At 35.9% G+C, this 23,393-nt stretch carries 21 protein-coding genes; 4 read left to right on the top strand and 17 right to left on the bottom strand.

Translation table 11 applies throughout. The features are described from left to right. Positions 1 to 32 precede the first annotated feature (32 nt). The 6 genes from rpe to MYP_RS03685 all read right to left on the bottom strand — a co-directional run bounded on the left by rpe (position 33) and on the right by MYP_RS03685 (position 4,849). A complete protein-coding gene (gene rpe / locus MYP_RS03710; protein WP_045458586.1) occupies positions 33 to 686 on the bottom strand; it encodes a ribulose-phosphate 3-epimerase in 654 nt (217 codons plus the stop codon). Between the two features lie 55 nt (positions 687 to 741). Then, complete coding sequence (locus MYP_RS03705) at positions 742 to 2,391, bottom strand: S8 family serine peptidase (RefSeq protein ID WP_052429919.1); 1,650 nt, start codon at positions 2,389 to 2,391, stop codon at positions 742 to 744. Next, the gene (locus MYP_RS03700) at positions 2,372 to 3,061 is read right to left on the bottom strand and encodes a hypothetical protein (RefSeq protein ID WP_045458583.1); all 690 of its coding nucleotides are present in this window, start codon (positions 3,059 to 3,061) and stop codon (positions 2,372 to 2,374) included. Before MYP_RS03700 ends, MYP_RS03705 begins: the two co-directional genes overlap by 20 nt. Further along, positions 3,054 to 4,166 (bottom strand): tRNA 2-thiouridine(34) synthase MnmA, encoded by a 1,113-nt coding sequence (gene mnmA, locus MYP_RS03695; protein WP_045458580.1) that lies wholly within the window; start codon positions 4,164 to 4,166, stop codon positions 3,054 to 3,056. Before mnmA ends, MYP_RS03700 begins: the two co-directional genes overlap by 8 nt. 78 nt (positions 4,167 to 4,244) lie before the next feature. Then, complete coding sequence (locus MYP_RS03690) at positions 4,245 to 4,487, bottom strand: DUF6952 family protein (RefSeq protein ID WP_045458576.1); 243 nt, start codon at positions 4,485 to 4,487, stop codon at positions 4,245 to 4,247. A gap of 44 nt (positions 4,488 to 4,531) precedes the next feature. Continuing rightward, positions 4,532 to 4,849, bottom strand: coding sequence for a thioredoxin family protein (locus MYP_RS03685; RefSeq protein ID WP_045458573.1), 318 nt, complete (start codon positions 4,847 to 4,849; stop codon positions 4,532 to 4,534). Positions 4,850 to 4,957: 108 nt separating this feature from the next. Between MYP_RS03685 and MYP_RS03680 the strand changes: the two genes are divergently transcribed. Further along, positions 4,958 to 5,578: a hypothetical protein gene (locus MYP_RS03680; protein ID WP_045458569.1), complete on the top strand. Its 621-nt coding sequence runs from the start codon at positions 4,958 to 4,960 to the stop codon at positions 5,576 to 5,578. Positions 5,579 to 5,582: 4 nt separating this feature from the next. After that, on the top strand, positions 5,583 to 6,557 hold the full coding sequence (locus tag MYP_RS03675) for a 1-phosphofructokinase family hexose kinase (protein WP_045459169.1): 975 nt from the start codon (positions 5,583 to 5,585) through the stop codon (positions 6,555 to 6,557). On the opposite strand, the gene trmB is transcribed toward MYP_RS03675, so the two are convergent. The 7 genes from trmB to holA all read right to left on the bottom strand — a co-directional run bounded on the left by trmB (position 6,533) and on the right by holA (position 16,452). Next, positions 6,533 to 7,192: a tRNA (guanosine(46)-N7)-methyltransferase TrmB gene (gene trmB / locus MYP_RS03670; RefSeq protein WP_045458566.1), complete on the bottom strand. Its 660-nt coding sequence runs from the start codon at positions 7,190 to 7,192 to the stop codon at positions 6,533 to 6,535. The two genes, MYP_RS03675 and trmB, sit on opposite strands and share 25 nt — an antisense overlap. Positions 7,193 to 7,212: 20 nt before the next feature. Continuing rightward, complete coding sequence (locus MYP_RS03665; RefSeq protein ID WP_370568829.1) at positions 7,213 to 8,508, bottom strand: bifunctional folylpolyglutamate synthase/dihydrofolate synthase; 1,296 nt, start codon at positions 8,506 to 8,508, stop codon at positions 7,213 to 7,215. Position 8,509: 1 nt separating this feature from the next. Further along, entirely contained in the window at positions 8,510 to 9,412 is a 903-nt protein-coding gene (locus tag MYP_RS24700; RefSeq protein ID WP_052429918.1) for a hypothetical protein, read from the bottom strand. Between the two features lie 84 nt (positions 9,413 to 9,496). After that, positions 9,497 to 10,588, bottom strand: a complete 1,092-nt coding sequence (locus tag MYP_RS24695; RefSeq protein ID WP_052429917.1) for an SPOR domain-containing protein — start codon at positions 10,586 to 10,588, stop codon at positions 9,497 to 9,499. 2 nt (positions 10,589 to 10,590) lie between these two features. Then, positions 10,591 to 12,252 carry a TonB-dependent receptor gene (locus MYP_RS03650; RefSeq protein WP_045458562.1) on the bottom strand — a complete coding sequence of 554 codons (1,662 nt, stop codon included), beginning with the start codon at positions 12,250 to 12,252 and terminating at the stop codon, positions 10,591 to 10,593. Further along, entirely contained in the window at positions 12,245 to 15,298 is a 3,054-nt protein-coding gene (locus tag MYP_RS03645; protein ID WP_045458559.1) for a tetratricopeptide repeat protein, read from the bottom strand. Before MYP_RS03645 ends, MYP_RS03650 begins: the two co-directional genes overlap by 8 nt. Positions 15,299 to 15,429: 131 nt before the next feature. Then, positions 15,430 to 16,452: a DNA polymerase III subunit delta gene (holA, locus tag MYP_RS03640; RefSeq protein ID WP_045458555.1), complete on the bottom strand. Its 1,023-nt coding sequence runs from the start codon at positions 16,450 to 16,452 to the stop codon at positions 15,430 to 15,432. Between the two features lie 141 nt (positions 16,453 to 16,593). Here holA and tyrS point away from each other — a divergent pair, with 141 nt between their 5' ends. Then, positions 16,594 to 17,871, top strand: a complete 1,278-nt coding sequence (tyrS, locus tag MYP_RS03635) for a tyrosine--tRNA ligase (protein WP_045458553.1) — start codon at positions 16,594 to 16,596, stop codon at positions 17,869 to 17,871. 39 nt (positions 17,872 to 17,910) lie between these two features. Here the strand turns inward: tyrS and MYP_RS03630 are convergent, their stop codons facing one another. The 4 genes from MYP_RS03630 to MYP_RS03615 all read right to left on the bottom strand — a co-directional run bounded on the left by MYP_RS03630 (position 17,911) and on the right by MYP_RS03615 (position 21,211). Beyond that, positions 17,911 to 18,360 (bottom strand): hypothetical protein, encoded by a 450-nt coding sequence (locus MYP_RS03630; RefSeq protein ID WP_045458550.1) that lies wholly within the window; start codon positions 18,358 to 18,360, stop codon positions 17,911 to 17,913. A 166-nt stretch (positions 18,361 to 18,526) separates the two neighbouring features. Then, positions 18,527 to 19,303: a patatin-like phospholipase family protein gene (locus MYP_RS03625; protein ID WP_045458548.1), complete on the bottom strand. Its 777-nt coding sequence runs from the start codon at positions 19,301 to 19,303 to the stop codon at positions 18,527 to 18,529. Further along, positions 19,304 to 20,149: an MBL fold metallo-hydrolase gene (locus MYP_RS03620; protein ID WP_045458543.1), complete on the bottom strand. Its 846-nt coding sequence runs from the start codon at positions 20,147 to 20,149 to the stop codon at positions 19,304 to 19,306. 114 nt (positions 20,150 to 20,263) lie between these two features. Continuing rightward, positions 20,264 to 21,211, bottom strand: coding sequence for an acetyl-CoA carboxylase carboxyltransferase subunit alpha (locus MYP_RS03615; protein WP_045458541.1), 948 nt, complete (start codon positions 21,209 to 21,211; stop codon positions 20,264 to 20,266). A gap of 356 nt (positions 21,212 to 21,567) precedes the next feature. Here MYP_RS03615 and MYP_RS03610 point away from each other — a divergent pair, with 356 nt between their 5' ends. After that, complete coding sequence (locus tag MYP_RS03610) at positions 21,568 to 23,364, top strand: glycosyltransferase (protein WP_045458538.1); 1,797 nt, start codon at positions 21,568 to 21,570, stop codon at positions 23,362 to 23,364. The last annotated feature ends 29 nt before the right edge of the window (positions 23,365 to 23,393 follow it).

Below are 23,393 nucleotides of genomic sequence, written 5' to 3'. Positions count from 1 at the left end.
CTCAGCTTTAAACGACGGTTCCAAGGAAAATATTATCCTAAAGATTTAAGAGATGCTATTGTAGCCTGAGGATCTTTAGAGTTAAATACAAAATTTCCTGCAACGAGTACATTGGCACCTAGATCCAGCAATTGTTTTGCATTTTTATCTGAAACCCCGCCATCAATTTCTATCAGAAAATTTGCTTTGGCCTCTTCTCTCATCTTATTCAGCTGCTTTATCTTTTCATAGGTTCTGGTAATGAACTGTTGCCCTCCGAATCCTGGGTTCACAGACATGATACAAACCAGATCAATATCATTCAATACGTTTTCCAATACATTTACAGGAGTATGTGGATTAATCGCCACACCAGCTTTACATCCGGCAGCATGAATTTGTTGGATAACTCTGTGAAGATGAGTACAAGCTTCTGCATGAACACTGATATATGCAGCCCCTGCCTCTTTAAAAGCTTCAATATATTTCTCAGGTTGCACAATCATTAAATGCACATCCAAAGGTTTCTTAGCATGTTTATTTATAGCAGCACAAACTGGCAAGCCAAAAGAAATATTAGGAACAAAAACACCATCCATAATATCAACATGGAACCAGTCTGCCTGGCTTTCATTGATCATTGTAACATCTCTTTGCAGGTTTGCAAAATCAGCAGAAAGAACTGAAGGGGCTATAATCGGTTTCATAATGACCACAAATATAAATAAAATGAAAGGAATGTTAACTTAAAGAAAAACGTATTTATTGAAGGATAATTTTTATTACCTGATTTGCACTGTTAGTATTTAGAACCAGAATATACACACCTCTTTGAATGTCACCAGGAAATACCATTTGATTTATCTTTTCTGCCTTTGATAAAGTCTTGGCAAATATTTTTTTACCTGTTAGGTCAAATAATTCAGCTTCCACATCATTGCCTACTAAATCGTTTTCAATAATAAGTTTTACATTTCCCGGAATAGATACAGGATTTGGGAAAAGCCCTGCAATTTTTAATGTGTCTGGGCTTGAATAAGTAAGAGCTTTTTGAAAATTTGGAATTCCAAATCCATATTGAAAATCAGGGTCATTCCCTTTGGAAGCTGATTTTTTCAAAGCTTCTGAGATTTCTTTGTTGGATAAATATGGTCTTGCTTGCCAAAGACAAGCAATCAGACCTGCTACAAGCGGACAGGAAAAAGATGTACCATTGGTGCTCGAATAAGAATTGTCCGGATTACCAACATATACCCCAGCTCCCATTGCTGCCAGGTCTGGTTTTATTCGACCATCAGCTGAAGGACCAATTGAACTGAACGTTACATATTTTTTATCTGAATTTACTGCACCAACTGCAATTACTGAAGGTCCATCTGCTGGAGCTGTCACATATTTCCATGATTTATTTCCTTCATTACCTGCGCTGTTCACCACAATCATTCCTTTAGAAAAAGCTGTCTCTGCAGCTTTCGTCACAATAGTAGACGTCCCATCAAGATCAGCATAAGAATGATCCTGTTCCGTAAAATCAAAAGTATTGTATCCTAAAGAACTTGAAATGATATCAGCACCTGCACTGTCTGCATACTCTGCTGCCATAAGCCAGTTATATTCTTCCAGTATGGTTTCCGAAAAATCATTTTCAGTTCTCAATAACAAAAAAGAAGCATCATAAGCAGGCCCTACTATCTTTCCCTCTTCAAAACCCGCCAACACCGACAGTACATTCACTCCATGTCCTCCGTCGTCATAAACATTCTGATCTCTAGAAACAAAATCATAGGTACCTAAAATTTTTTCATTCTGATATAAATGAGTGAAAAATGTAAGTGTATTGGCATTTAAAAACCCATTATCCAAAACTGCTATAAGCTTACCTTTTCCTGAATAACCTAAAGCATGAACAGAAGGAACTCCAATCATAGCATTTTGATTCAGAGAAAAACCATAGTCAATAGAAGACGATGATGATGATAAAAAAGCCGATTGTCTCTGAATATTCGATACCGGAGAAGAAAGCTTCAATTGGTTAAGAGATGTTTGTGCTGGCTGAAGGTACTTTACAGATTTTACAAATTGCTTACTTCTTGTTAGTTCAGATACCTCTTCTGACATTTCTACGATCACACCATTCATCCATCTTGAAGATCCTTTAATAATAATACCTGTTTTCGTGAAAGAATCCAGATAATTTTTATTGACTGGCAAATCTTCTTCCTGAATCTGAATGTTATGAGCCTGTCTCCTGCTAATGGCTTTTGGAGAAAGAAACTCTTCCGGAGTCTTGGAGGAATATTCACTGTCAGACTTATCGGTGAATGTTACAAAATATAAATTAGTCTGAGCTAGACTTTGAAATGATATAAAAATAATGAAGCATAAAATTGCTTTACTCTTTGCCGTAAGCATAAATTTTCTGAAGATAGGTTTCCCCAGTTTTTATAATATATTTCCCTATAGCAGAAGGAGACTGGTCATACTCATAAATTCTTTTCTCTTTATGAATAAGGCCAACATGTTTTGCATAATATTCAACCTTGTATTTTTTTTCAATCAGGTTCTGATTATCAGCCTGGATTATTTTTACGGAATTAGGGAAATAAATTGTATCAACATAAAAAGTACGTTTGAAATCCTTTACTTTATAATACTCTGATCCCATAGTATTTTCAGCATTCCCATCCCATGTTTTATCATTTACCAAAGGAAAGGTCATCTTGATAAACCTGATATTATTTTCCGTTCTTGTAACATTACTCTTGCTGTTGAACTGACTCCATACTGAATCTGGTTGCGCCGGCCAAGGATCTGTGAGACTGTTTTTTGTATATCTTTCCACTCTGTATTTTAGTTCGCCACCAGCTCTGAATGTATCACCGATTATTTCCTTGAGATAATAAAATGAATGAGTAGAATCACCCACTCCGTAAGTTTTTTTATCTACAGAATAGAGAACATACATTCCCTTTTCAATTGGGAAATACTGATAGTCAGACACATCCGGTTCCTGCTGCTCTGAGCATCCGGAGATTAAAAAAGATGCAACAAAAAAGAGCAATAAAGAGAAAAATTTATTCATTGTTTTGTCTAAAGCTTGATGTAATCCATCCTCCGCCAACCACATCATTTCCTTCATAAAAAACAGCTGCTTGTCCAGGTGCTATAGCTGTTACTCCTTGATGAAACAACACTTTCATTTCATCACCTATTTGTTCTATAAGTGCCGGAGTACCGCCATCGTTATATCTGACCTTTGTTACAGTTTCTAGCTTTCTGCCTATTAGATCAGGATATTTAAGCATGTTTAACTTCTTCACCATCATTCCATCTTTAGCCAGCTTTTCTAATGATGACAGTACTACTCGATTTTTATCCTTTTGAATTTCAGAAACAAATACTGGATATCCTAGCGCTATCCCTAATCCTTTTCTCTGACCAATTGTATAAAAAGGATAGCCCTCATGTTTTCCTACAATTGTGCCGTCTTCGAGCACAAACTCACCTCCTCTTACAGAATCTTCCAAACCTGGAATTCTCCTTTTCAGAAAGCCTCTGTAATCGTTGTCAGGAACAAAACAGATTTCATAAGATTCAGATTTATTAACCAAATCTACAAATCCTCTTTCCTGAGCAAATGCTCTGATTTCAGTCTTTTTGAGATGACCAAGCGGAAACTTTGTTCTGCTCAGACTTTCCTGAGATATTCCCCATAACGCATAAGACTGGTCTTTATTTTCATCAAGGCCTTTAGAGATGACATATCTCTCATTTTCCTTTCTGATATTCGCATAATGACCAGTTGCAATAAATTCACATCCTAGTTTATCTGCACGTCTTAATAAGGCATCCCATTTGATGTGTGTATTGCACAATACACAGGGATTAGGGGTTCTTCCGGCAAGGTATTCGTCAGTAAAATGATTGATCACATAATCACCAAACTCTTCCCTGATATCAAGGATATAATGAGGAAAACCAAGTTTAACCGCAATATCTCTGGCATCATTAATAGAATCAAGACTACAGCATCCGGTTTCTTTCTTAGTACCTCCGGAAGACGCATAGTCCCATGTCTTCATAGTCATACCAACCACTTCATATCCTTCTTCATGAAGCATAACAGCAGCAACAGAACTATCAATTCCGCCGCTCATAGCTACCAAAACTCTTCCTTTAGTACTCATTATTTAAATTAATTCCGGGAAATATCTCAACTGTAACCTCAAAGGTTAAGATGTTTAAGATAATCTGAGTGAAAAAAATCAGTTTATAGACTCCCTTACTTTTTTTGTGTATTCTCTTAACGCTTCTTTAAACTCAATATTTTTAGCATTCATTTCCTCCATAATCCAAAGAGCCGCAATCACATGCGTCAACTGCTCTCCTTCATCCTCCCCTTCCACATCTATTTTCAGGCCTTCACCCTCTATCAGGTCATTCTCGGCCTGTTTTAGATCTGATGGTAAATAATTTTCTACAAGTAATTTTATCGCAGGTATTTTCATTTAAGTATTATTTTATTTCCAATTAAAAAACCTGCATTCCAATACTATTGAAGTTTCTCCAGCGCCTCAACGACAGCTTCTTCTTTACTGGAGCAAAGAGTTTCTACTAAAACTCCGTTTTGGAATGTGGCGAAAGTAGGAAGGTTATTAACATTAGCTTTCTTCCTGGCTTCAGGGTTATTTTCTGCATTAACTTCCAGAAATACAATCCCTGGATATCTCTCATCATTAGATAATCTCTTATATTTCGGGGCAAACAATTTACATGAACCGCACCAATCCGCATAAAACTTCACAATCACCTTAGGATTTTTTGCAAGTTCTGCATCAAAATTAGAATCTTCTACTGCTATAACTGCCATAACTAAATTTTTGAGTTCAAAGATACCGAAAAAATGTTCCTGAAACTTTCGCCTTTTAACTTATTTTTAAATTAATTTGTTTTTGAACTATTTAACGGTAATTGGGATATGGCATTAAAAACACTAGTAAAGGTAAGTGAAGTAAATAACCTGAGTGATGCACGCTACTGTGCTGGCATGGGGGTTGAATTAGTAGGATTTCCACTGGATGAAAACCATCCTAAATTTATAGAATTAAGCTCTATTAGAGAAATAGTAAACTGGATTTCAGGGGTTAAGGTAGTTGGAGAATTTTCAGGGGATAATATTTATAACATGAATTACCTGGCTGAGCAACTGAACCTTGACTATATTCAACTCAACCATTTAATACATCCCGAATTTTTACCAGGACTCAAAAAACCTGTAATACTAAAAGTTGACTTCAATAATGAAAAGCCTTCGGAGACGATTGAAGTATTAAAAAAATATGAAAACAAGGTTGCTTATTTCCTGTTAGAAAATAATACAGAACCGGAGTTAAATGATTTGAAGGGGATACTTGAGGATATTTGCAAAAAATTTCAAGTCATTTTAGGATTTGGTATTCAGCAATCTGCTTTACCACTTATTATTGACACAATTAACCCTTCTGGGATCGCACTCAAAGGTGGGGAAGAAATAAAACCCGGACTTAAAGATTTCTCCGAGTTATCTGACATATTAGAAGAACTGGAAGTAAATGACTGACAAGATGAAAACTATTTTTACGCTTACACTTTCTCCTACCATTGACAAAAGCTGCACTGTAGATCATGTATATGCAGAGCACAAACTAAGGTGTTCAGAACCAGTTCATGAGCCAGGAGGCGGTGGAATTAATGTATCCAGAGCAATTAAAAAACTCGGTGGTGATTCTATTGCAGTTTATCCTAAAGGAGGACCAACCGGAGAGCTGTTAAATCAGCTTTTAAATCAAGAAGGGATCAGTCAATATCCCATTGAAGTTGAGCATTGGAGCAGGGAAAATTTCATTGTTGTGGAGACAACTACTAACCGACAATACAGATTTGGAATGCCAGGTGCTCCTCTTTCTGAGGCAGAATGGATGAACTGCCTTAATGAAATCGATAGTCATGCAGAAAAAATTGATTATCTCGTTGCCAGTGGCAGCATGCCTCCTGGTGTTCCATCTGACTTCTATGCGAGACTGGCTAAAATAGGCAAGCGAAAAAATGCAAAGCTGGTTCTTGATACTTCCGGGGATGCTCTGAAAGAAGCAATCAACGAAGGTATTTACCTATTAAAACCTAATGTCAAGGAACTTAGCGAACTGATCGGCTCGGAATTAAAAACCATTAATCAACAGGAAGAAGCTGCTCTTGAAATCATCAAAAAACACAAGATAGAAATTATGGTGGTTTCGCTTGGTGCTTTCGGAGCATTCATTGCATCGAAAGAGGGAGTAAATCATATATCGGCTCCATCTGCTGCTAAAAAAAGTACGGTGGGAGCCGGAGACAGTATGGTAGCAGGGATAGTTCTTTCTCTTTCAAGAGGATGGGATCATCTGGATGCTCTAAAGTACGGAATTGCCTGTGGAACTGCTGCAACAATGAATCCTGGTACAGAGCTTTGCAAGCTTGAAGATGTCAATATGCTTTATAATTGGGTCAATACTGTGGAAAAAAGAGGTCAACCCGATCAGTTGAACTCTACTTTCAAGTAATTGATGAGCGCATTCTCCATTAAGAATCTGCGTTCATAAGTTGTTTGAATGCCATAATGATCAGAGAGCATTGGGGAATTATAAAGATCCTCTGTATGAACAATCGATTTTATCCGATCTTTATAATTTTCCATTACCGACAAAGTATATTCATGCAATTGAAGGTTATCTGTTTTTAAATGAAGTATCCCTCCTGGTTTTAAAATTTTCAGATAACTATCTATATATCTCGGATAGGTCAATCTGTGCTTCTCATGCTTATCAACAGGTCTTGGGTCAGGAAAAGTAATCCAGATTTCATTGGCTTCTCCCTCTGCAAAGAAATTCTCCAGCTCATACATCCTTATTCTCAGAAATGCAGCATTGGTTAGATTATTTTCTTCTGCAACACAACTTCCTTTCCAGATTCTGGCGCCTTTTATATCAACACCTATATAGTTTTTCTGAGGAAAAAGTGATGCTAATCCAGTGGTATATTCCCCTCTTCCGCAACCTAATTCAAGTATTATTTCATTTTTGTTATCAAAAAAGTTATTCCAATTACCTTTAATCTTCTCAAATATTTCCTTACCTGGCTCTACTACATTCCTTCTTTGAGCATTTACGGCAAACCTTTTTAATTTATTCTTTCCCATTTTCTAATAAGTACTACTAACTATAAATTATCTAACTCCGATACTACAAATGTACTACCTCCTATAAATATAAAATCATCTTGTGATGCTGCAGCCTTCGCCTTTTGAAGCGCGCAATTGACATCTTTCTCAACCTCACCTTTCAAGCCATATTGTTCAGCTTTCTGATATAAAACTTCTGCATCAAGAGCGCGGGGAATCTTCGGCATGCAAAAATAATATATTGCCTCTTTTGGCAAAAGCGCAAGGATTTTTGAAACATCCTTATCCTTTACCACGCCAAATACCATAAAAAGTCTTTTATAAGAATAACATTTAAGCTGGTTCAAAACCTCCATTATTCCTGCCTCATTATGACCTGTGTCACAAACCACCATAGGATCAGTTTCCAACACCTGCCAGCGCCCCTTTAAACCAGTCAGCCCCACAACGTCTTCAATTCCTTTGCGGATAGCTGTTTCATCAATTTTAAATCCCTTTTGATTTAAAACATTTGTTGTTTCCAGGACACCCGCAAGATTTTTCAGTTGATATAAACCTGGAAGACCTGATTTCAAATCTTTGTATTTCAATGAGCCATTGTGAAATACATCTGATATCAGATATCCGTTCTCAAGCCTTTTATTAATCAGACTGAATTCAGATGATGCAAAAGTAATGGTAGACTTTTTGGCTTCAGCAGCCTGAATAAACACCTCTGCAATAGATTCCTGCATTTCACTTAAAACCACAGGAACACCTTGTTTAATGATCCCTGCTTTTTCTCCTGCAATCTTAGCTAATGTATCACCGAGAATATTCTGATGGTCGAGGCTGATATTGGTAATGAGTGATACAAGAGGTTGTATAATATTGGTTGAATCCAACCTGCCACCAAGTCCGGTTTCAATAATAGCAATGTCAACCTTCTGTGATTTGAAATAATCAAATCCCAGAATGGTAGTCATTTCAAAAAATGAGGGATTTAACTTTTCAAAAAGTACTTTATGATTTTGCACAAAGTTTACTACAATCTCTTCGGGAATATTTTCTCCGTTAACTTTAATTCGCTCTGCAAAACTTTTCAGATGGGGAGAAGTAAAAAGCCCCACTCTATATCCCGCAGCCTGCAATATAGCCGCAAGAAAATGAGATGAGCTTCCTTTCCCATTTGTTCCGGCAATATGAATGGAAGGAAAGCTTTTTTGAGGATTATCGAGGGCTTCGCAAAGTGCGCTTATATTGTCAAGGCCACTCTTTAAAGCAGAGGAGCCCACCTTTTCAAACATAGGCAGGCTCTCATATAAATATTTTACTGTTTCCTGAAATGAATTCACTTTATCTCGACCGCACTATAATGGTGTATTTTCCTGAAGCTCTTGGTGGTGGTTTTACATTATCTCTAGTCCGCTCCACACTCCATTTTCTTTCTATTTCATCCTGATAATATTTTACCAGTGAAGGGCTAACTGTTTTTTCAAGAACTGTAATTCTCGTCAGCTCACCTTCTTCATCAACTTCTATGTTAAAAACGATCTTTCCGTTTTCATTTGTTTGATCTTTTTCAGGTCTGAATGCCAGATTCCAGCCTGTAAGTTCCAGTCTGGGCCCTGGTCCTCCATCGCCTGGAGTACCATATAGAGCATTTGAATTTATAGAGCCATTAGGATCTCCCTGATCACCAACTTTACCCTTTCTATCACCATTATTATTGGATCCGGATTGACTTGTACCCGAAGTTCCTCCTGCACCTGATTTTTCAGGGAAGAGGGCCTGAGTAGTGACAGTCTGTTCCTTTTTAGGCTCTTTCTTTTGTTCCTTGATCTCTAAATCTTTCTTTTCTACTTTCTTTTTGGCCTCTTCCTTCTTCTCTTCCAACTGATAAGCACTTTCTTCAGTACCAGTTACAATTTCTCCTTTTGTACTTTCAAGTATCTCTTCAACAACTGGTTCTTCTATATATTCCATTTCATTGGGAGCCGGTTCACCGGGTGCAGGATCATCATTTTCGGAATCTCCAACAGGACCAGTATTCTGAAGATCACCATATCCAGCCGGATCAATACCAAAATTAAGAACCACTCCGCCTTTTCTGTTTCCACCATCTCCGTCCATAAGGGGATCTGGCTTGTCCCAGGCTAAAAGAAAAAAGAGACAAATAGCAAGAAGGCAATGAATTCCAACGGAAGTCATTGCCCCTATTCTTTCGTTTTTTATATCCTGTTTTTCCTGATTAGTCATTCGTTCTATTCCAAATTCAAGTTCACTACTAAGTTTCTTACTTCAATAATAGTTCAAACTGATTTGATTTTTTAATCAGGGCAATTAAAAAGTCATCACCCAGGTTGAGCTTCCGTATTTTGATTTATAATCTTCCAGTTTGCTTTTAGCTTCCTCTTTATCAGAGAAGTCTGCAACAGAAACTTTGTAAAATTTGTTAGTTTTAGATGGTTTAATTAAAGTAGCATCTATACCTTCTTTATCAAATTTCTTTTTAAGTCTGTAGGCATTGTCTCTTTTTGCAAAAGACCCTACAATAATGAAGAAACGCCCAGACTTTTCAGATATTGCAGGTGTTTTGACAGGCTCTGCAGCTTTTGCTGAAGAAGAGATATCTGTACTTAATTCAATGTTGTTATGCTCTGGCTGATAAGCTTCAGTATTAACAGGTGCTACTTCCTCTGTCGCTTCTGTTACTTCGGCAACAACTTCATCTTTTACCAGTGGTTCAATTTTCTCTGCTACAGGAGCTTCAGTTTTATTGAGTAGGTCAAATGGGAAAATGCTGCTCAGACTGTTATTTTTCTGGTTATATAAAAATGCACCTGCAATTCCCAAAACAAGAATTGGAAGTAATACTAAAATAACTTTAACTCCTTTGTTTTTTTCTTTTACTACCGGATTTCCATTCTCATCCAGCGTAACAGGCTCTGGTTTTTCTGCCGCTTTTTTTACCGGAGGTCTAAGGCCTCTGGTTGGTACTTTTGCCATATTAGAATCTCTATCTATTGGTTTGAAATATAATTCAGATAATCCAAAACTATCATCCAGGTAATTTATTTTATTCTCCGGCTCAAACTCTAATAAACCATCTGCATTATAGAAGAAACCTCCTATGCCTTTAAAAAAATATTGATTATACCTTTTCAGATTTTCTTTAAGGTTGCTTACAAAGGTTTCAACCATTTGATTTGCAAGCTTCCTATCAACTCCCTCAATTTCCGCCACATAGCCTATCAATACGCCATCATTATTGATTAGTTGCCCGTTAAACGCAATTTTTTTAACAGGTGGTATAAACTTATTACTAACGGGATGAATATCGGCCGAAGAGTAGTTTGTAATAAACCCTCCGAATCCGGGTATCACCACGCAATCATAGGTATAGAGTAAATCTTTTATATAAATTTCTATCATTTTCAAAACGAGTAAGTTAAACCACCTAATACGTTAATTCCTTTAACGGGGTAGTACAAATATCTTTGATATTTTTTAGATAAAATATTATTAAACTCCAAAAACGCAGAAAAAGCAGGTGAAAATCTATATTCGACCTTAAGATTAAGATCTGTTATAGGTTTTAGTTTTACGACTTCATTCTTCACAAAGTTTTTAGCTTTTAATCCGCTAATATAGTAAATATCAACATTTATAAATATTTTTTTCTCCAAATTATACCTTCCGCTAAAAGAAGTATAAAATGAGGGTCTTTCCCAGGCATATTCAAAGTCACTGACATTATACCCATAGTAATTCAATTTATACTCCACTAGCAATTCCTTTGAAACATCATAAGACAGCTCCCCGGTCAACTGAGTAAGGGATGTATTTCCTTTGTCGTATAGGGTAACAAATCTTGACGTATCAGGATTTCCGTTGTTGAAGAAATAAAGGTTTTTATAGTTCTGATAAGAGAATCTTGCATTATAATTCAATCTCCCAATAACATGACCTTTTGCGCCTACAAAAAACTCTATTGACTTGTTAGTATGCAATAAAGCCGCATTGCCCCCAAGATAAGGGTTGTCATACACAAACTTCCTCAGAGTGTTCTTTTGCATCTCTCCATCTAATCCGGCATAAGCAATCAGTTGCTTATCTACAACATCATACTCTGCTTTCAGATTAGGGTACAGATGAACACCTTTCACTGACTTAACCGAATCATTTGTATAAGCTACATTGAATCCAAGATTAAGCCTAATTTTATCCATTACCATGGAATATGAAGGCTTCAGCATAAAAAATGCTCTGTTAACTTTACTTGAGTCTTTTCTGTTTGATAACGAAAGTACCGCACCTACATTGACTTTTCTGTCTTCGTCCAACTTATAAACGCCATTGAAATCAGTCAGAAATTCGCCTTCTTTCGCGTTATATCTGTCGCTTAAATGATAGTAATTTAATCCAAGATTATAACTGATCTGGTTGGTTTTATCAAGATTTTCAATGCCCGCATTAACATTAAACAATTGATAAACTTGTTTTATATCTTGGAACTTTATTATGTTCTCATCACCACCGTAGTAGTTGAATCTCATTCTGGAATACCCTATACCTCCGCAGATTACCTGATTCGAGGTAAAATATTTACCATAAGCTTCTGCCAGGTTATCACTCATGCCTGATAGCGATTTACCAACAGGACCATTTTTGGATGAGTAGTGTTTATAATGAAGTCCATAAAGATATTTTTCACTTCTCTTACTGTTTATAAAAGCTTCCAGATATGGAGTTCCATAATTACCGAAACCAGCCTTTACATAGTTGCCATAGAATTTTTTCAAAGGCTCATCCGGCATCATAAGTAATTTTATCTTACTTGGAAGATTAGGTAGGTTTAATTTCACCTCCTCTAGCTTATATTCCTGAGGCTTAGCCGGAGGTGTCTTCACATCAAAATGAACCTTCTCAAAGTTTCTGTTCGCTTCAGGCAGATCAAGCTTCCTTTCTTTTTCAATGATCACAACTTTGTCTTCAATCTCGCCCTGACCAAAAGCAGTGTTAAAAAATGAAACGGCAACAACTGAAATAACCGCTATTTTAAATGATCTCATAAAAGTCTTTTTTCCTTTATTCATTGCTCTTTCCCTCCTGTCCTTTTTCTATCTTTTCAGTTTCTTTCTCTTTTGATTCCAGCTCGCTTAATCGCACTTTGGCTTTTTCTACAGTTTCTTTATGTGGTGACTTTTCTATTATTGACTTCAATGTAGCCTTAGCCTGGAACAACTCATTAAGAGCAACAAAATTTTCTGCTATAAGCAAAAATGAACGCCCAAGCCAATCATCATAGATAGAGAAATTATTATTCAGATCGTATAAGGTTTCAAGAGACTGCTTATACTTTTTGTCATTGTATTGAATCTTTGCGATGAGGTATTGAGCCTCTGCCGCATTGACATCTTTGGCAGCATTTATTGTCTGAATAAAATAGTCTACAGCTTTATCATTCTCTCCTTTGGCCATAGCTATCTTGCCTTGATAAAGCATCGCTTTGCTTTCTGCATCCAGAGTGGAGTTACCTTGTTTCAGAATTTCAGAAGTATAATAAAGAGCGGAATCATATTTTTGAGTATTATAATAAGAAACTACAAGACCTACATTGGCGATAGACTTATCTTTTTTACTACTTGCCTGAGCAAGGAGAATCTGATAATAATTTTTTGCTGACTGATAATCCTTATTTAAAAGACTAAGATCTGCAAGCCTTTGAATTGCCTTATTGTAATAACTACTTGCTCTGCTTTCTGTAACCTTTTTATAATATTCAATTGCACTTGGCAATTCGTTTTGTCTGAAATAAGATTCAGCCATATAATACTGCGCTTCTTTTACATTAGGGTTATTCGGATTTCCATTGATAAAAGTCAGAAATGATTGAATAGCCTGAGGGTATTTTTGATTGTTATAAAGAGCCTTTGCATTTTCAAATTCAAGAACTGTCAAAGAAGCAGATTCTTTATTATCTGGATTGTATTCTTTGAACTTAGCAAGTATAGCTGGAAACTCTTCTTCCCTTCCCGCTGCTGCAAGGGCTTCCTGTATACCTTTAAGAGCATTTTGTGATTCTTCATGAGTAGGGAGATTATCTAGTATGTATTGATAATCTCGAATCGCTTTTTCATAATCTTTCAGGTTGAAGTATGCTATTGCTCTTCTGCTGTATGCATAGGGAGCATATGGACTTCCTGGTTTTATGCCGATCAAAGCACTATATGCTTTTACAGCATCATTATTTTCACCTGTCTGAAGCTCCAGTTGACCTTTCTGAAATAAAGCGTCATCATAGTATAAAGAATTAGGATAACGTTTGATTACAGCCTCGAAATTTGCCTTCGCATCCAGCACTTCTCCTAAGTTCATTTTTACAAGACCACGCTGATAATAGGCATAATCAATATCAGAGCTCTTATCTGCAACAGCTTCATCATAATATTTTATTGCCTGCTCATATTGCTTCGTTACATAATACAAATCCGCTAATCGCAACAATGCATCATTGTAGTTTTGTTTATTTTTCTCGCCTTTTACTTTGTCTACATAAGCTCTGAAATGAGTTAATGCTTTGTCAAATTGTTTAGTGTTATAATAGGCATATCCTATTCCATATCTTGACTTCAGATAATACTCGTTGTCATCTTTACTATTTGTAAATACAGCAGCATAAGCATTTATAGCTGCATTATAATCTTTCAGGTATGACAAAGCCTCACCTTTCCAGAAGTTTGCATAAATCACATAATCCTTATTAATAGGATATTCCAGTGACTTGTTAAACATATTAATTGCTTCCTGAAAGTTGTTATTATTCAACAGCTCGGTTCCTTTCAAAAAAGTTACAATCTGATAAGTAGCATTTATTCTAAGGCTTCTGGATTTAAGACCTTCGATGTATGAGATTGCATCAGAGTAGTCTTTGGTTTTTAATAAAGACTCACTAAGAATTTCTGTTGCTTCAGGAATATGAGTGCTTGTAGGATAATTTTTCAAAAATTCTTTTAAGGCTGGAATTGCTTCAGTATACCTTTCAAGATCAAAATTTACTTTGCCATAATTAAATAAAGCTTCTTTCTGAATATCCTTGTTTAGATTACTTTTTCTAGCCTGATTAAAAGCCGTAACTGCGAAGTCTTTCTTTCCGGTTTGTAAATAAGAAACCCCAAGATAATATGCACTTGCCTGGGAGATGGAGTCATTACCTATTGCCAGTCCCTTAAAGTTTTCAGCAGCATCTTCATATTGTCCATTCTTAAATTGAGAATAGGATAATCTGTATTGAATCTCAGGATTTGCTTTTACTTTAGCAGTTCGGATATATTTAGAAAAATTCTCCTCAGCTTTCTGATAATCTTCTTTTCTAAAGTAAGCCTCTCCTGTCAGCAGGTAAAATTCATCTGCGTTCTGGATGTCCTGCTTACTGCTTGTAACAGATCCTGCATATGCTATCAACTGGTCCAGCTCGCCTTTTTTATAATAGATATTGACAATCATGTATGGCACAAGTGGCTTATATGATTCATTTTCCTCTGCCTTCTTTAAATCAGCTAAAGCGGCATCATATTCACCATTTCTGAACTCAAGATAACCGGCATAATAACTGGCAGCATATGTATACTTGTGCTTTCCTCCTTTGATTTTATTAAAAAGAGGAGCTGCTTTATCAAAAGCTTTAACATTTAAATATGAATAGGCCAGTTTAAAATTAGCATCAAGCTGCTGCTCTTCATTCAGGTTTTCATGATTTACCTTTTCAAAATATTGAATTGCTTTCTCATACTTTTTGCCGTTATAGTAAAAAGTAGCAAGATCAAAATGAGCTAGAGAAGCCTTTGCATGGTATGGATATTTTAAAATGAATTGTTTGTAAAGAGGCTCTGCATCAGGATTAAAGAGATTCAAGGCAGAAAATGCAATATAATATTCTGCATCTATGGTTTTCAGGTCATTTATTCCCTGACCAACATATTTCTCAAATGCATGGCGGGCGGCGGCATATTTTTCTTTGTCTAAAAGCTCCACCCCATCTCTGAACAACTGATCATAAGAAACTTTGACCATTGTATTCTGAGCACGCACAAAAAGAGGAGTCAGTAGTATAAAAGAAAAAATTAAAAGTTTTTTCAGCATAGTGCCTTATTTAATAAAACTAATATGAATTTTTAAAGCGTAAACGGTATTATTTCAATTTTTATTTTTGTAAAAATAAAAATTGAATTTGATCATTAAAATTAAAAACGGATTAATTACCTGTTTTTGAATTAGTGTAGAATTTTAAAGACAAGTTCTTTCAAAATATCCCCCTCTCCAACACTCACATTATCGACCCCTTTTAACATCAGATCTGCCTGACGAATGTAATGAATTATATTAATGACTTTTTGAGGAGGATAACTCTTGGCCGCAGCAATATAGTCTTTAACGAAGAATGGATTCACTCCTAACAACTTCGCCAGCCCTCCTTCCGACTTGTCTTCTGACGCATGGATCATGAGAACCTTCATGTAGAAATTGAACAAAGTAACAATTATCGGAATTGCGGGATTGCTTTTGGGGTCAGCCTCAAAATATTTAAGGATCCGGTTAGCTTTAAGAACATCTCTCTTAATTAAAGTATTCTGAAGCTCAAATACGTTGTATTCTTTGCTAATCCCAACATACTTCTCAACAAGGGCTTCATCTATCACTACCTTTTCCTTTAAATTGATAAGAAGCTTGTCTATTTCATTAGCAATCCTGCTCAGGTTATTACCGATGTACTCGCTGATCATGCCTGCTGCTCTTGGGTTGACTTTAAATCCTTTATCAGCAAAATATCCCTCTACCCATTCCGGTATTTTGTTATCATAGAGCTTTTTGGAATTGACGAATACAGTATGTTTTTCAAGACTTTTACCAATTGCTTTTCTTCCATCAACAGTTTTATACTTATGACAAAATACCAATACTGTTGATGCCAAGGGATTCTGAATATAAGCATCCAGCAACTTATCTCCCGCTTCTTTTCCCAGATCAGAAATTTCCTGAGCTTCCTTTATGACAACAACCTGCTTATCAGAAAACATAGGAAACTTCCTTGCATTTTGCATTATTGTGCTGATATTAACATCTTTACCATACAGAATTGTCTGATTAAAGCCTTTCTCTGATTCATTGAGACAGTTTTTTTCAATAAAGTCGGAGATTGTGTCAATGAAATAAGGCTCTTCTCCTTGCAGAAAATAAACCGGAGCATATTTCCCGTTTTTAAGATCTTTAATTACACTCTCAGGACTTACAGCCACGATTTAGATATTTTGAATTTAACTGTTAAAGTTAAGTAATTTTTAATAACAGAGCCTAAATTATTATTATGACATTTACTGTTCTGCCTCTTCAGGAATCAATTGATTTTCCTATCTTTGCGATCTTTTAATATCTGAATAATGAAAAATTTTGTTGAAGAACTTAAATGGAGAGGCATGGTGCACGATATCATGCCAGGGACGGAAGAACTTCTGAATAAAGGAATTACAGCGGGTTACATAGGCTTTGATCCTACTGCATCATCACTTACAGTAGGTAATCTTGTTCAGGTGATGATCCTTGTTCACTTTCAAAACGCAGGTCATAAACCTGTTGCTCTGGTTGGAGGTGCTACCGGAATGATCGGAGATCCAAGCGGTAAATCAGAGGAGCGCAAACTGCTATCGGAAGAAACGTTAACTCATAATCAGAACTGTGTAAAAAAACAGTTAACGAAGTTTCTTTCTTTTACAGGAGAAAATGCGGCAGAGGTAGTTAACAACTATGACTGGTTTAAAGATTTTAGTTTTATAGGATTTTTAAGAGATGTTGGAAAACATCTGACAGTTAATTACATGATGTCAAAAGAGTCTGTAAAGAAGAGACTTGAAACTGGTATTTCTTTTACTGAGTTTTCTTACCAGTTGCTGCAAGGTTATGATTACCTTCATTTATACAAAAATAAAAACTGCCGTCTTCAAATGGGAGGTTCTGATCAGTGGGGCAATATTACTGCAGGAACTGAACTTGTCAGAAGAATGGAAGGAGGTGAAGCTTTTGCTTTGACCACCCCTTTGTTGACAAAAGCCGATGGTACCAAATTTGGAAAGTCTGAAGGAGGGAATATCTGGTTAGATCCTTCAATGACTTCTCCTTATAAGTTCTATCAGTTTTGGCTGAATAGTGCTGATGATGATGCAAAAAAATTCATTAGAATTTTCACATTAAAGACTAAAGAAGATATAGAAGCATTGGAGAAAGAGCATGAAACTGCTCCTCATATGAGAATACTTCAAAAGGCTTTGGCTGAAGAAATAACAACACGTGTACATTCCAAAGAAGATTATATTACCGCTGTTAAAGCTTCCGAAATACTTTTCGGCAAGTCTACAACAGAAGATCTTGAAAGTCTGGATGAAGACACTTTATTGTCAGTATTTGAAGGGGTACCTCAGGTAGAAATTACTAAAGATTTGCTGGCAGAAACACCTACTATTACTGATTTACTTTCAGTTGCTACCGGAAATGTAATTTTCACATCTAAAGGAGAGGCAAGAAAAATGATAACGGGTGGTGGCGTAAGTATTAATAAAATAAAAATCGAGTCGGAACAACGAATTGATTATAAATTACTTCAGGACAAATATCTGCTTGTTCAAAAAGGAAAGAAAAATTATTTCCTTTTAAAAGTTAATTAAAAGAACAAAAGTCCCGGAATTCGGGACTTTTTTAAAATTTCAGTGACCAGTTTCAGCCTTTTTTATAATCTCCTCAAAAAACATAATAGACCAGATTATATTGCCTTTATCTGCATATGGAATTATATCATCTAAGGTATTTTGTACCGCAGCAAGGTAGGTTCCTTTATTTTTCACTTCTTTCTCCACGTGGTCAAGATTCAAAGGTGTTTCAGGAATTCCCATTTCTTTTAAAGTAGCTCCTGGCTTAGATTGTAATGCCAAATAAGGAACAACTTCTGTAAGAATTTTAATTCTTTCCATGTATAGCTGAGTAAGTTCTAGTTTTCCAAGACCTTTCAACTCATCTTCAGTATGGTATTTAGTTAGTTTCGCATCAGCACTTACATAAGTATAAGGTGATGATTTTGATTTTGATTTGTCGTTTTGTGCGGAAACGGATGAAATTGCAGTATAAGCTAGGGCGGCAATTATTAAATGTTTCTTCATATCCTAAGATTGGATTTTTTTGCTTATCAAATATCCTAATAATTCACTTTTAATTCAAATAAAAACTGAAAAAATCCAAAACCTATAATTATTCAATTCAGGCTGGATTAGATAATAACTGTAATATAAACTTTACTTTTTTCAATAATAAAAATTTACTCGTTTACTAAGGTTTCTGCTTTAGAAAGGCATCTAGTTTTTCATTTTTACAAATCGTTTCTAAAGCACTTTCATATCCGATATTAAAAATTTCTTCCGCTTTACCCAAATCAAAAATCCTATATTTACACAAAGCCTGGGGTTCGATAACCAAATCACAATAATCTTTCCTCGGTTTTACGTTACAACCAACTGCCAGATTAAAAGTTCTTTCTACCATTGATTTTATTGATGTAACTTCATAACTGGGATTATTAGGATTCACATGAGCCCCAATGAGGAAATCTACTTTACCAATAAGAGGTTCAACAGGCAAATTATTAATAACTCCCCCGTCAACAAGTCTTTTTTCGCCATAAACAAATGGAGCAAAAAGCAATGGGATACAAGCAGATGCAAGTATTGGCTCAATCAGATTTCCACTGTCAAAATATATAGTTTTCCCTTCTTTTAAATCAGCTGCTGATATAAATAGCTTTATTTCAAGTTCTTCAAAAGTCAGACAAGGAAGATAAAGCTTATAAATTGGAATCAGTCTTTGCATATTTAAAAGTCCAAATTTGCTCCATGCTGGCCTGAAATACTTAAACATCCTGGGTTTCAAAAGGGTAGCAAGAATTTGTTCAGGTTTCAGTCCGGCAGCATATAATGCTCCAACTATTGCTCCTGAACTCACACCAGAAATCATATCCGGCTTTAATCCTTTTTCCTCTAATGCCTTTAAAATTCCAAGATGAGCAATACCCCTTGCCCCTCCGCCGGAAAGTGTCAATCCGATTTTCATTTACAACACTTCTTTTAATTTAAATGTATCTTTTACTCTAAATCCCTTTTCAGTTTCCTGAACAGTACAGCACTCATGTACAGAGTCATGCTCCAGAAACATGATGTAATCTTTGCTAATTGCATCTGTAAAAAAGAGTTCCTTTTCCTGCATTGAAATCAATGGTCGAGTATCATAGGCCATGATATAAGGAATAGGAATATGCCCAACTGAAGGCAACAGATCTGCAGCAAAAACGATTTTCTTTCCCTTATATTCTATAAGTGGAATCATCTGCTTGTCTGTATGTCCATCTACAAATAAAAAATCTATCGACCTGAAAGGTGTCTCCTCTCGGATCCCCACAAATTCAAGGTTCCCGCTTTCCCTAAGTGGAAATATATTTTCCTTTAAAAAGCTCGCCTTTTCTCTGGGATTTGGAATTGAAGCCCATTTCCAGTGATCTTCATTAGACCAATAAACGGCATTTTTAAAAGTCGGTTCAATTTTCGTTCTATCTTTATTATATACAGTAGCTCCTCCGCAATGATCAAAATGTAAATGGGTCAGTATCACATCCGTAATATCATTTTCAGAAAAACCTGCCTTATGAATAGATTTAATCAGAGTATCTTCACCATGCAAATAGTAATGGCGTAAAAAATTATCATCCTGTTTATCTCCAATTCCTGTATCTATTAATATGAGTTTATTCCCATCTTCTATAAGAAGACAACGCATAGCCCAGGTGCATAAATTTTTCTCATCGGCCGGATTAGTTTTTTGCCAAAGTGTTTTAGGCACTACACCAAACATAGCTCCGCCATCAAGTTTAAAAAATCCTGTATTTATTACGTGTAAATTCATGAATAATTGATCTAAAAAGTAATGTTATTTTATCGGATATTTATAAAAAACAAAAAGCTGTTTAGGTCCTAATTGTTTCCTAAACAGCTTTTAATATTTCTTCAGAAAATTGAATTATTCAACAAAGACTCCCATTGCACCAAATTTTTCAATTCTTTGAGCTATTCTTTCTTCAGATGAAAACTTTGATAATTCATCTATGCTATCAAGTATTACTTTTCTGATTTTTTTAGCTGTTCCAACAGGGTCTACGTGAGCGCCGCCAAGAGGTTCTTTGATAATATCATCAACCATTTTATTTTTATGCATATCGGTTGCTGTAAGTTTTAAAGCTTCAGCAGCCTGCTCTTTATAGTCCCAGCTTCTCCATAAAATGGATGAACAGGATTCCGGAGATATAACCGAATACCAGGTATTTTCCAGCATTAACACCTTGTCTCCAATTGCAATACCTAAAGCTCCCCCTGAGGCTCCTTCACCAATTATGATACATATTACCGGCACTTTTAGCAGAAACATCTCTTTAATATTTCTGGCTATAGCCTCGGCCTGGCCTCTTTCCTCTGCTTCAAGACCAGGGAAAGCTCCGGGAGTATCAATAAATGTAACAATAGGCACATCAAACTTTTCTGCCATTTTCATAAGGCGAAGGGCTTTTCTGTAGCCTTCAGGGTTAGCCATTCCAAAGTTTCTCAATTGTCTTTGTTTGGTATTTCTTCCTTTTTGGTGGCCAATAATCATTACAGAATGATCGCCGACCTGAGCAAGTCCACCAACCATAGCTTTATCGTCTTTTACTGAACGATCCCCATGCAACTCAATAAATTTATCAGCAATGGCATTGATATAATCGAGTGTATATGGTCTGTCCGGGTGTCTGGACAATTGCACTCTCTGCCATCTGGTAAGATTAGAGTAAGTTTCTTTTTTCAAAGTTTTGATTTTTTCTTCCAAAGATTTAACCGCAGAGGAAACATCAACATTATTTTCCTGAGCCAGCAACTTCATATCAATTAACTTAGCTTCCAGTTCCGCGATTGGTTTTTCAAAGTCCAATAACATATTTTGTTAACAATAGTATTACTGCAAATTTAGAAAATATAATTTCTGAACATATACCTCAATGTAACTTTAGATACTAACTCCTTAAAACCAAATAGTTATAATGTAAAATTTATTTTATTAAAAAAAAACTTTTTTTTCAAATAAATGATTTATAGGCTTTTTTGATTGCATCACAAAGAGTTTGAGGAACTAATAACATTCCAGACAAAACAATAGGACTTACAAAATATTTATAACATAAATACCTTTTTTTCGTTCTATTAGGTTGCTTTTATTTTCATATGTCTTTTTTAAAATTAATTTTGAAACAATTAAATAACCTAACATATTTTAAACTTTAAAGTAGTAGTTGAATGGATAAAAAACATGCAGATACCTTATTAGTAGAGATTGCCTGGGAGGTTTGCAATCAGGTGGGCGGAATATATACCGTCATTCGTTCAAAGGTCCCAAGCATGATTGAGAAGTGGGATGAAAACTATTGTTTGATCGGTCCATACGTCCATAGCAGAATGCCAGCTGAATTTGAACCTGTTGAAAACGAAGAAGATCCATTTTATCAAGCTGCCAAGCAACTCAGAAGTTTCGGATATGAAGTTCATTATGGCTACTGGCTTGTTTCTGGAAAACCCAGAGTTGTACTTTTAAATCCTTTTAGTATATACAATAAACTGAATGAAGTGAAGTATATTTTATGGGAACACCATGGAATTTCTTCTCCTGAAGGTGATGATCTTATAAATCAAGTCATTGCATTTGGACATTTAGTTAAATTATATTTTGCTGAGCTTACTCTTGTAACCGAGAAAAAAATCGTAGGTCATTTCCATGAATGGATGGCAGGGACTGCAATTCCGGCAATAAGAAGAGATAACTTACAGGCTACCACGGTATTTACAACCCATGCAACGCTTCTAGGCCGATACCTGGCAATGAATGATGCTCATTTTTATGACCATCTCCCCTTTTATGACTGGGAAAAAGAAGCTGTCAATTTTAACATAGAAACCTCTGTCAAAATAGAACGTGCTGCTGCCCATGGGGCACATGTATTTACTACAGTAAGTGAAGTAACTGCCAGAGAATGTGCTTCATTGCTTGGCAGAAATCCTGATCTCATATTGCCAAACGGTCTGAATATCGAACGTTTTACCGCTCTTCATGAGTTTCAAAACCTTCACAAGGAATACAAAGAAAAGATACACCAATTTATCATGGGGCACTTTTTTCACAGTTATTCTTTTGATCTGGATAAAACTCTATATTTCTTCACGTCTGGCAGATATGAATACAAAAACAAAGGTTTTGACCTAACTCTGGAAGCCTTAGCCAGACTAAACTGGAGGATGAGACAGGAAAATATGGATATGACTGTGGTCATGTTCTTTATTACCAAACAACCTTATCACTCTATAAACCCATCGGTACTGCAATCCAGAGCGGTAATGGAGGAAGTCAGACAAGATTGCAAAGCCATTGAAAAACAGGTAGGAGAAAGACTTTTCAATGAAGCGGCAGCGAGTGGTGACATCGCAATGCCAAACCTTAATAATTTTGTTGACGAATACTGGAGATTAAGATTAAGGAGAACACTTCAATCCTGGAAATCAAATCACCTGCCATTTGTAGTGACACATAATTTAGTTCATGATCAATACGATGATATCCTGAGCTTCCTGAGGACAGCCAATCTGGTCAACAACTGGTATGACAGAGTAAAAATCGTATATCATCCTGACTTTATATCTCCAACCAACCCATTATTCGGTATGGAATACGGTCAGTTCGTAAGAGGTTGTCATTTGGGAATTTTCCCAAGTTATTATGAGCCATGGGGATATACTCCTTTAGAGTCTATTGCAAGCGGAGTACCTGCAGTAACGAGTGATCTTTCCGGTTTTGGTGATTATATTCTTTCAAACATTCCTCAACATGAAGAAAAAGGACTTTATGTAGTTAACAGAAGATACAAGAGCTTTGATGAGGCTGCAAATCAACTTACCGATCAGCTATATTCATTTGTTAAATTTGCTAGAAGAGAAAGGATCACCCAAAGAAATCTGGTTGAAAGTTCGTCTGAGACATTTGACTGGAAAAATTTGTCTGTATACTATGAACGGGCCTATGATCTTGCTTTAAATTATTTATAATTTTTTTAAAGAGGCTGTATATTAAAGTA

This window comes from Sporocytophaga myxococcoides (assembly GCF_000775915.1).
Taxonomy (GTDB): Bacteria; Bacteroidota; Bacteroidia; order Cytophagales; family Cytophagaceae; genus Sporocytophaga; species Sporocytophaga myxococcoides_A.
This window is presented reverse-complemented; position numbering and strand designations above follow the sequence as displayed.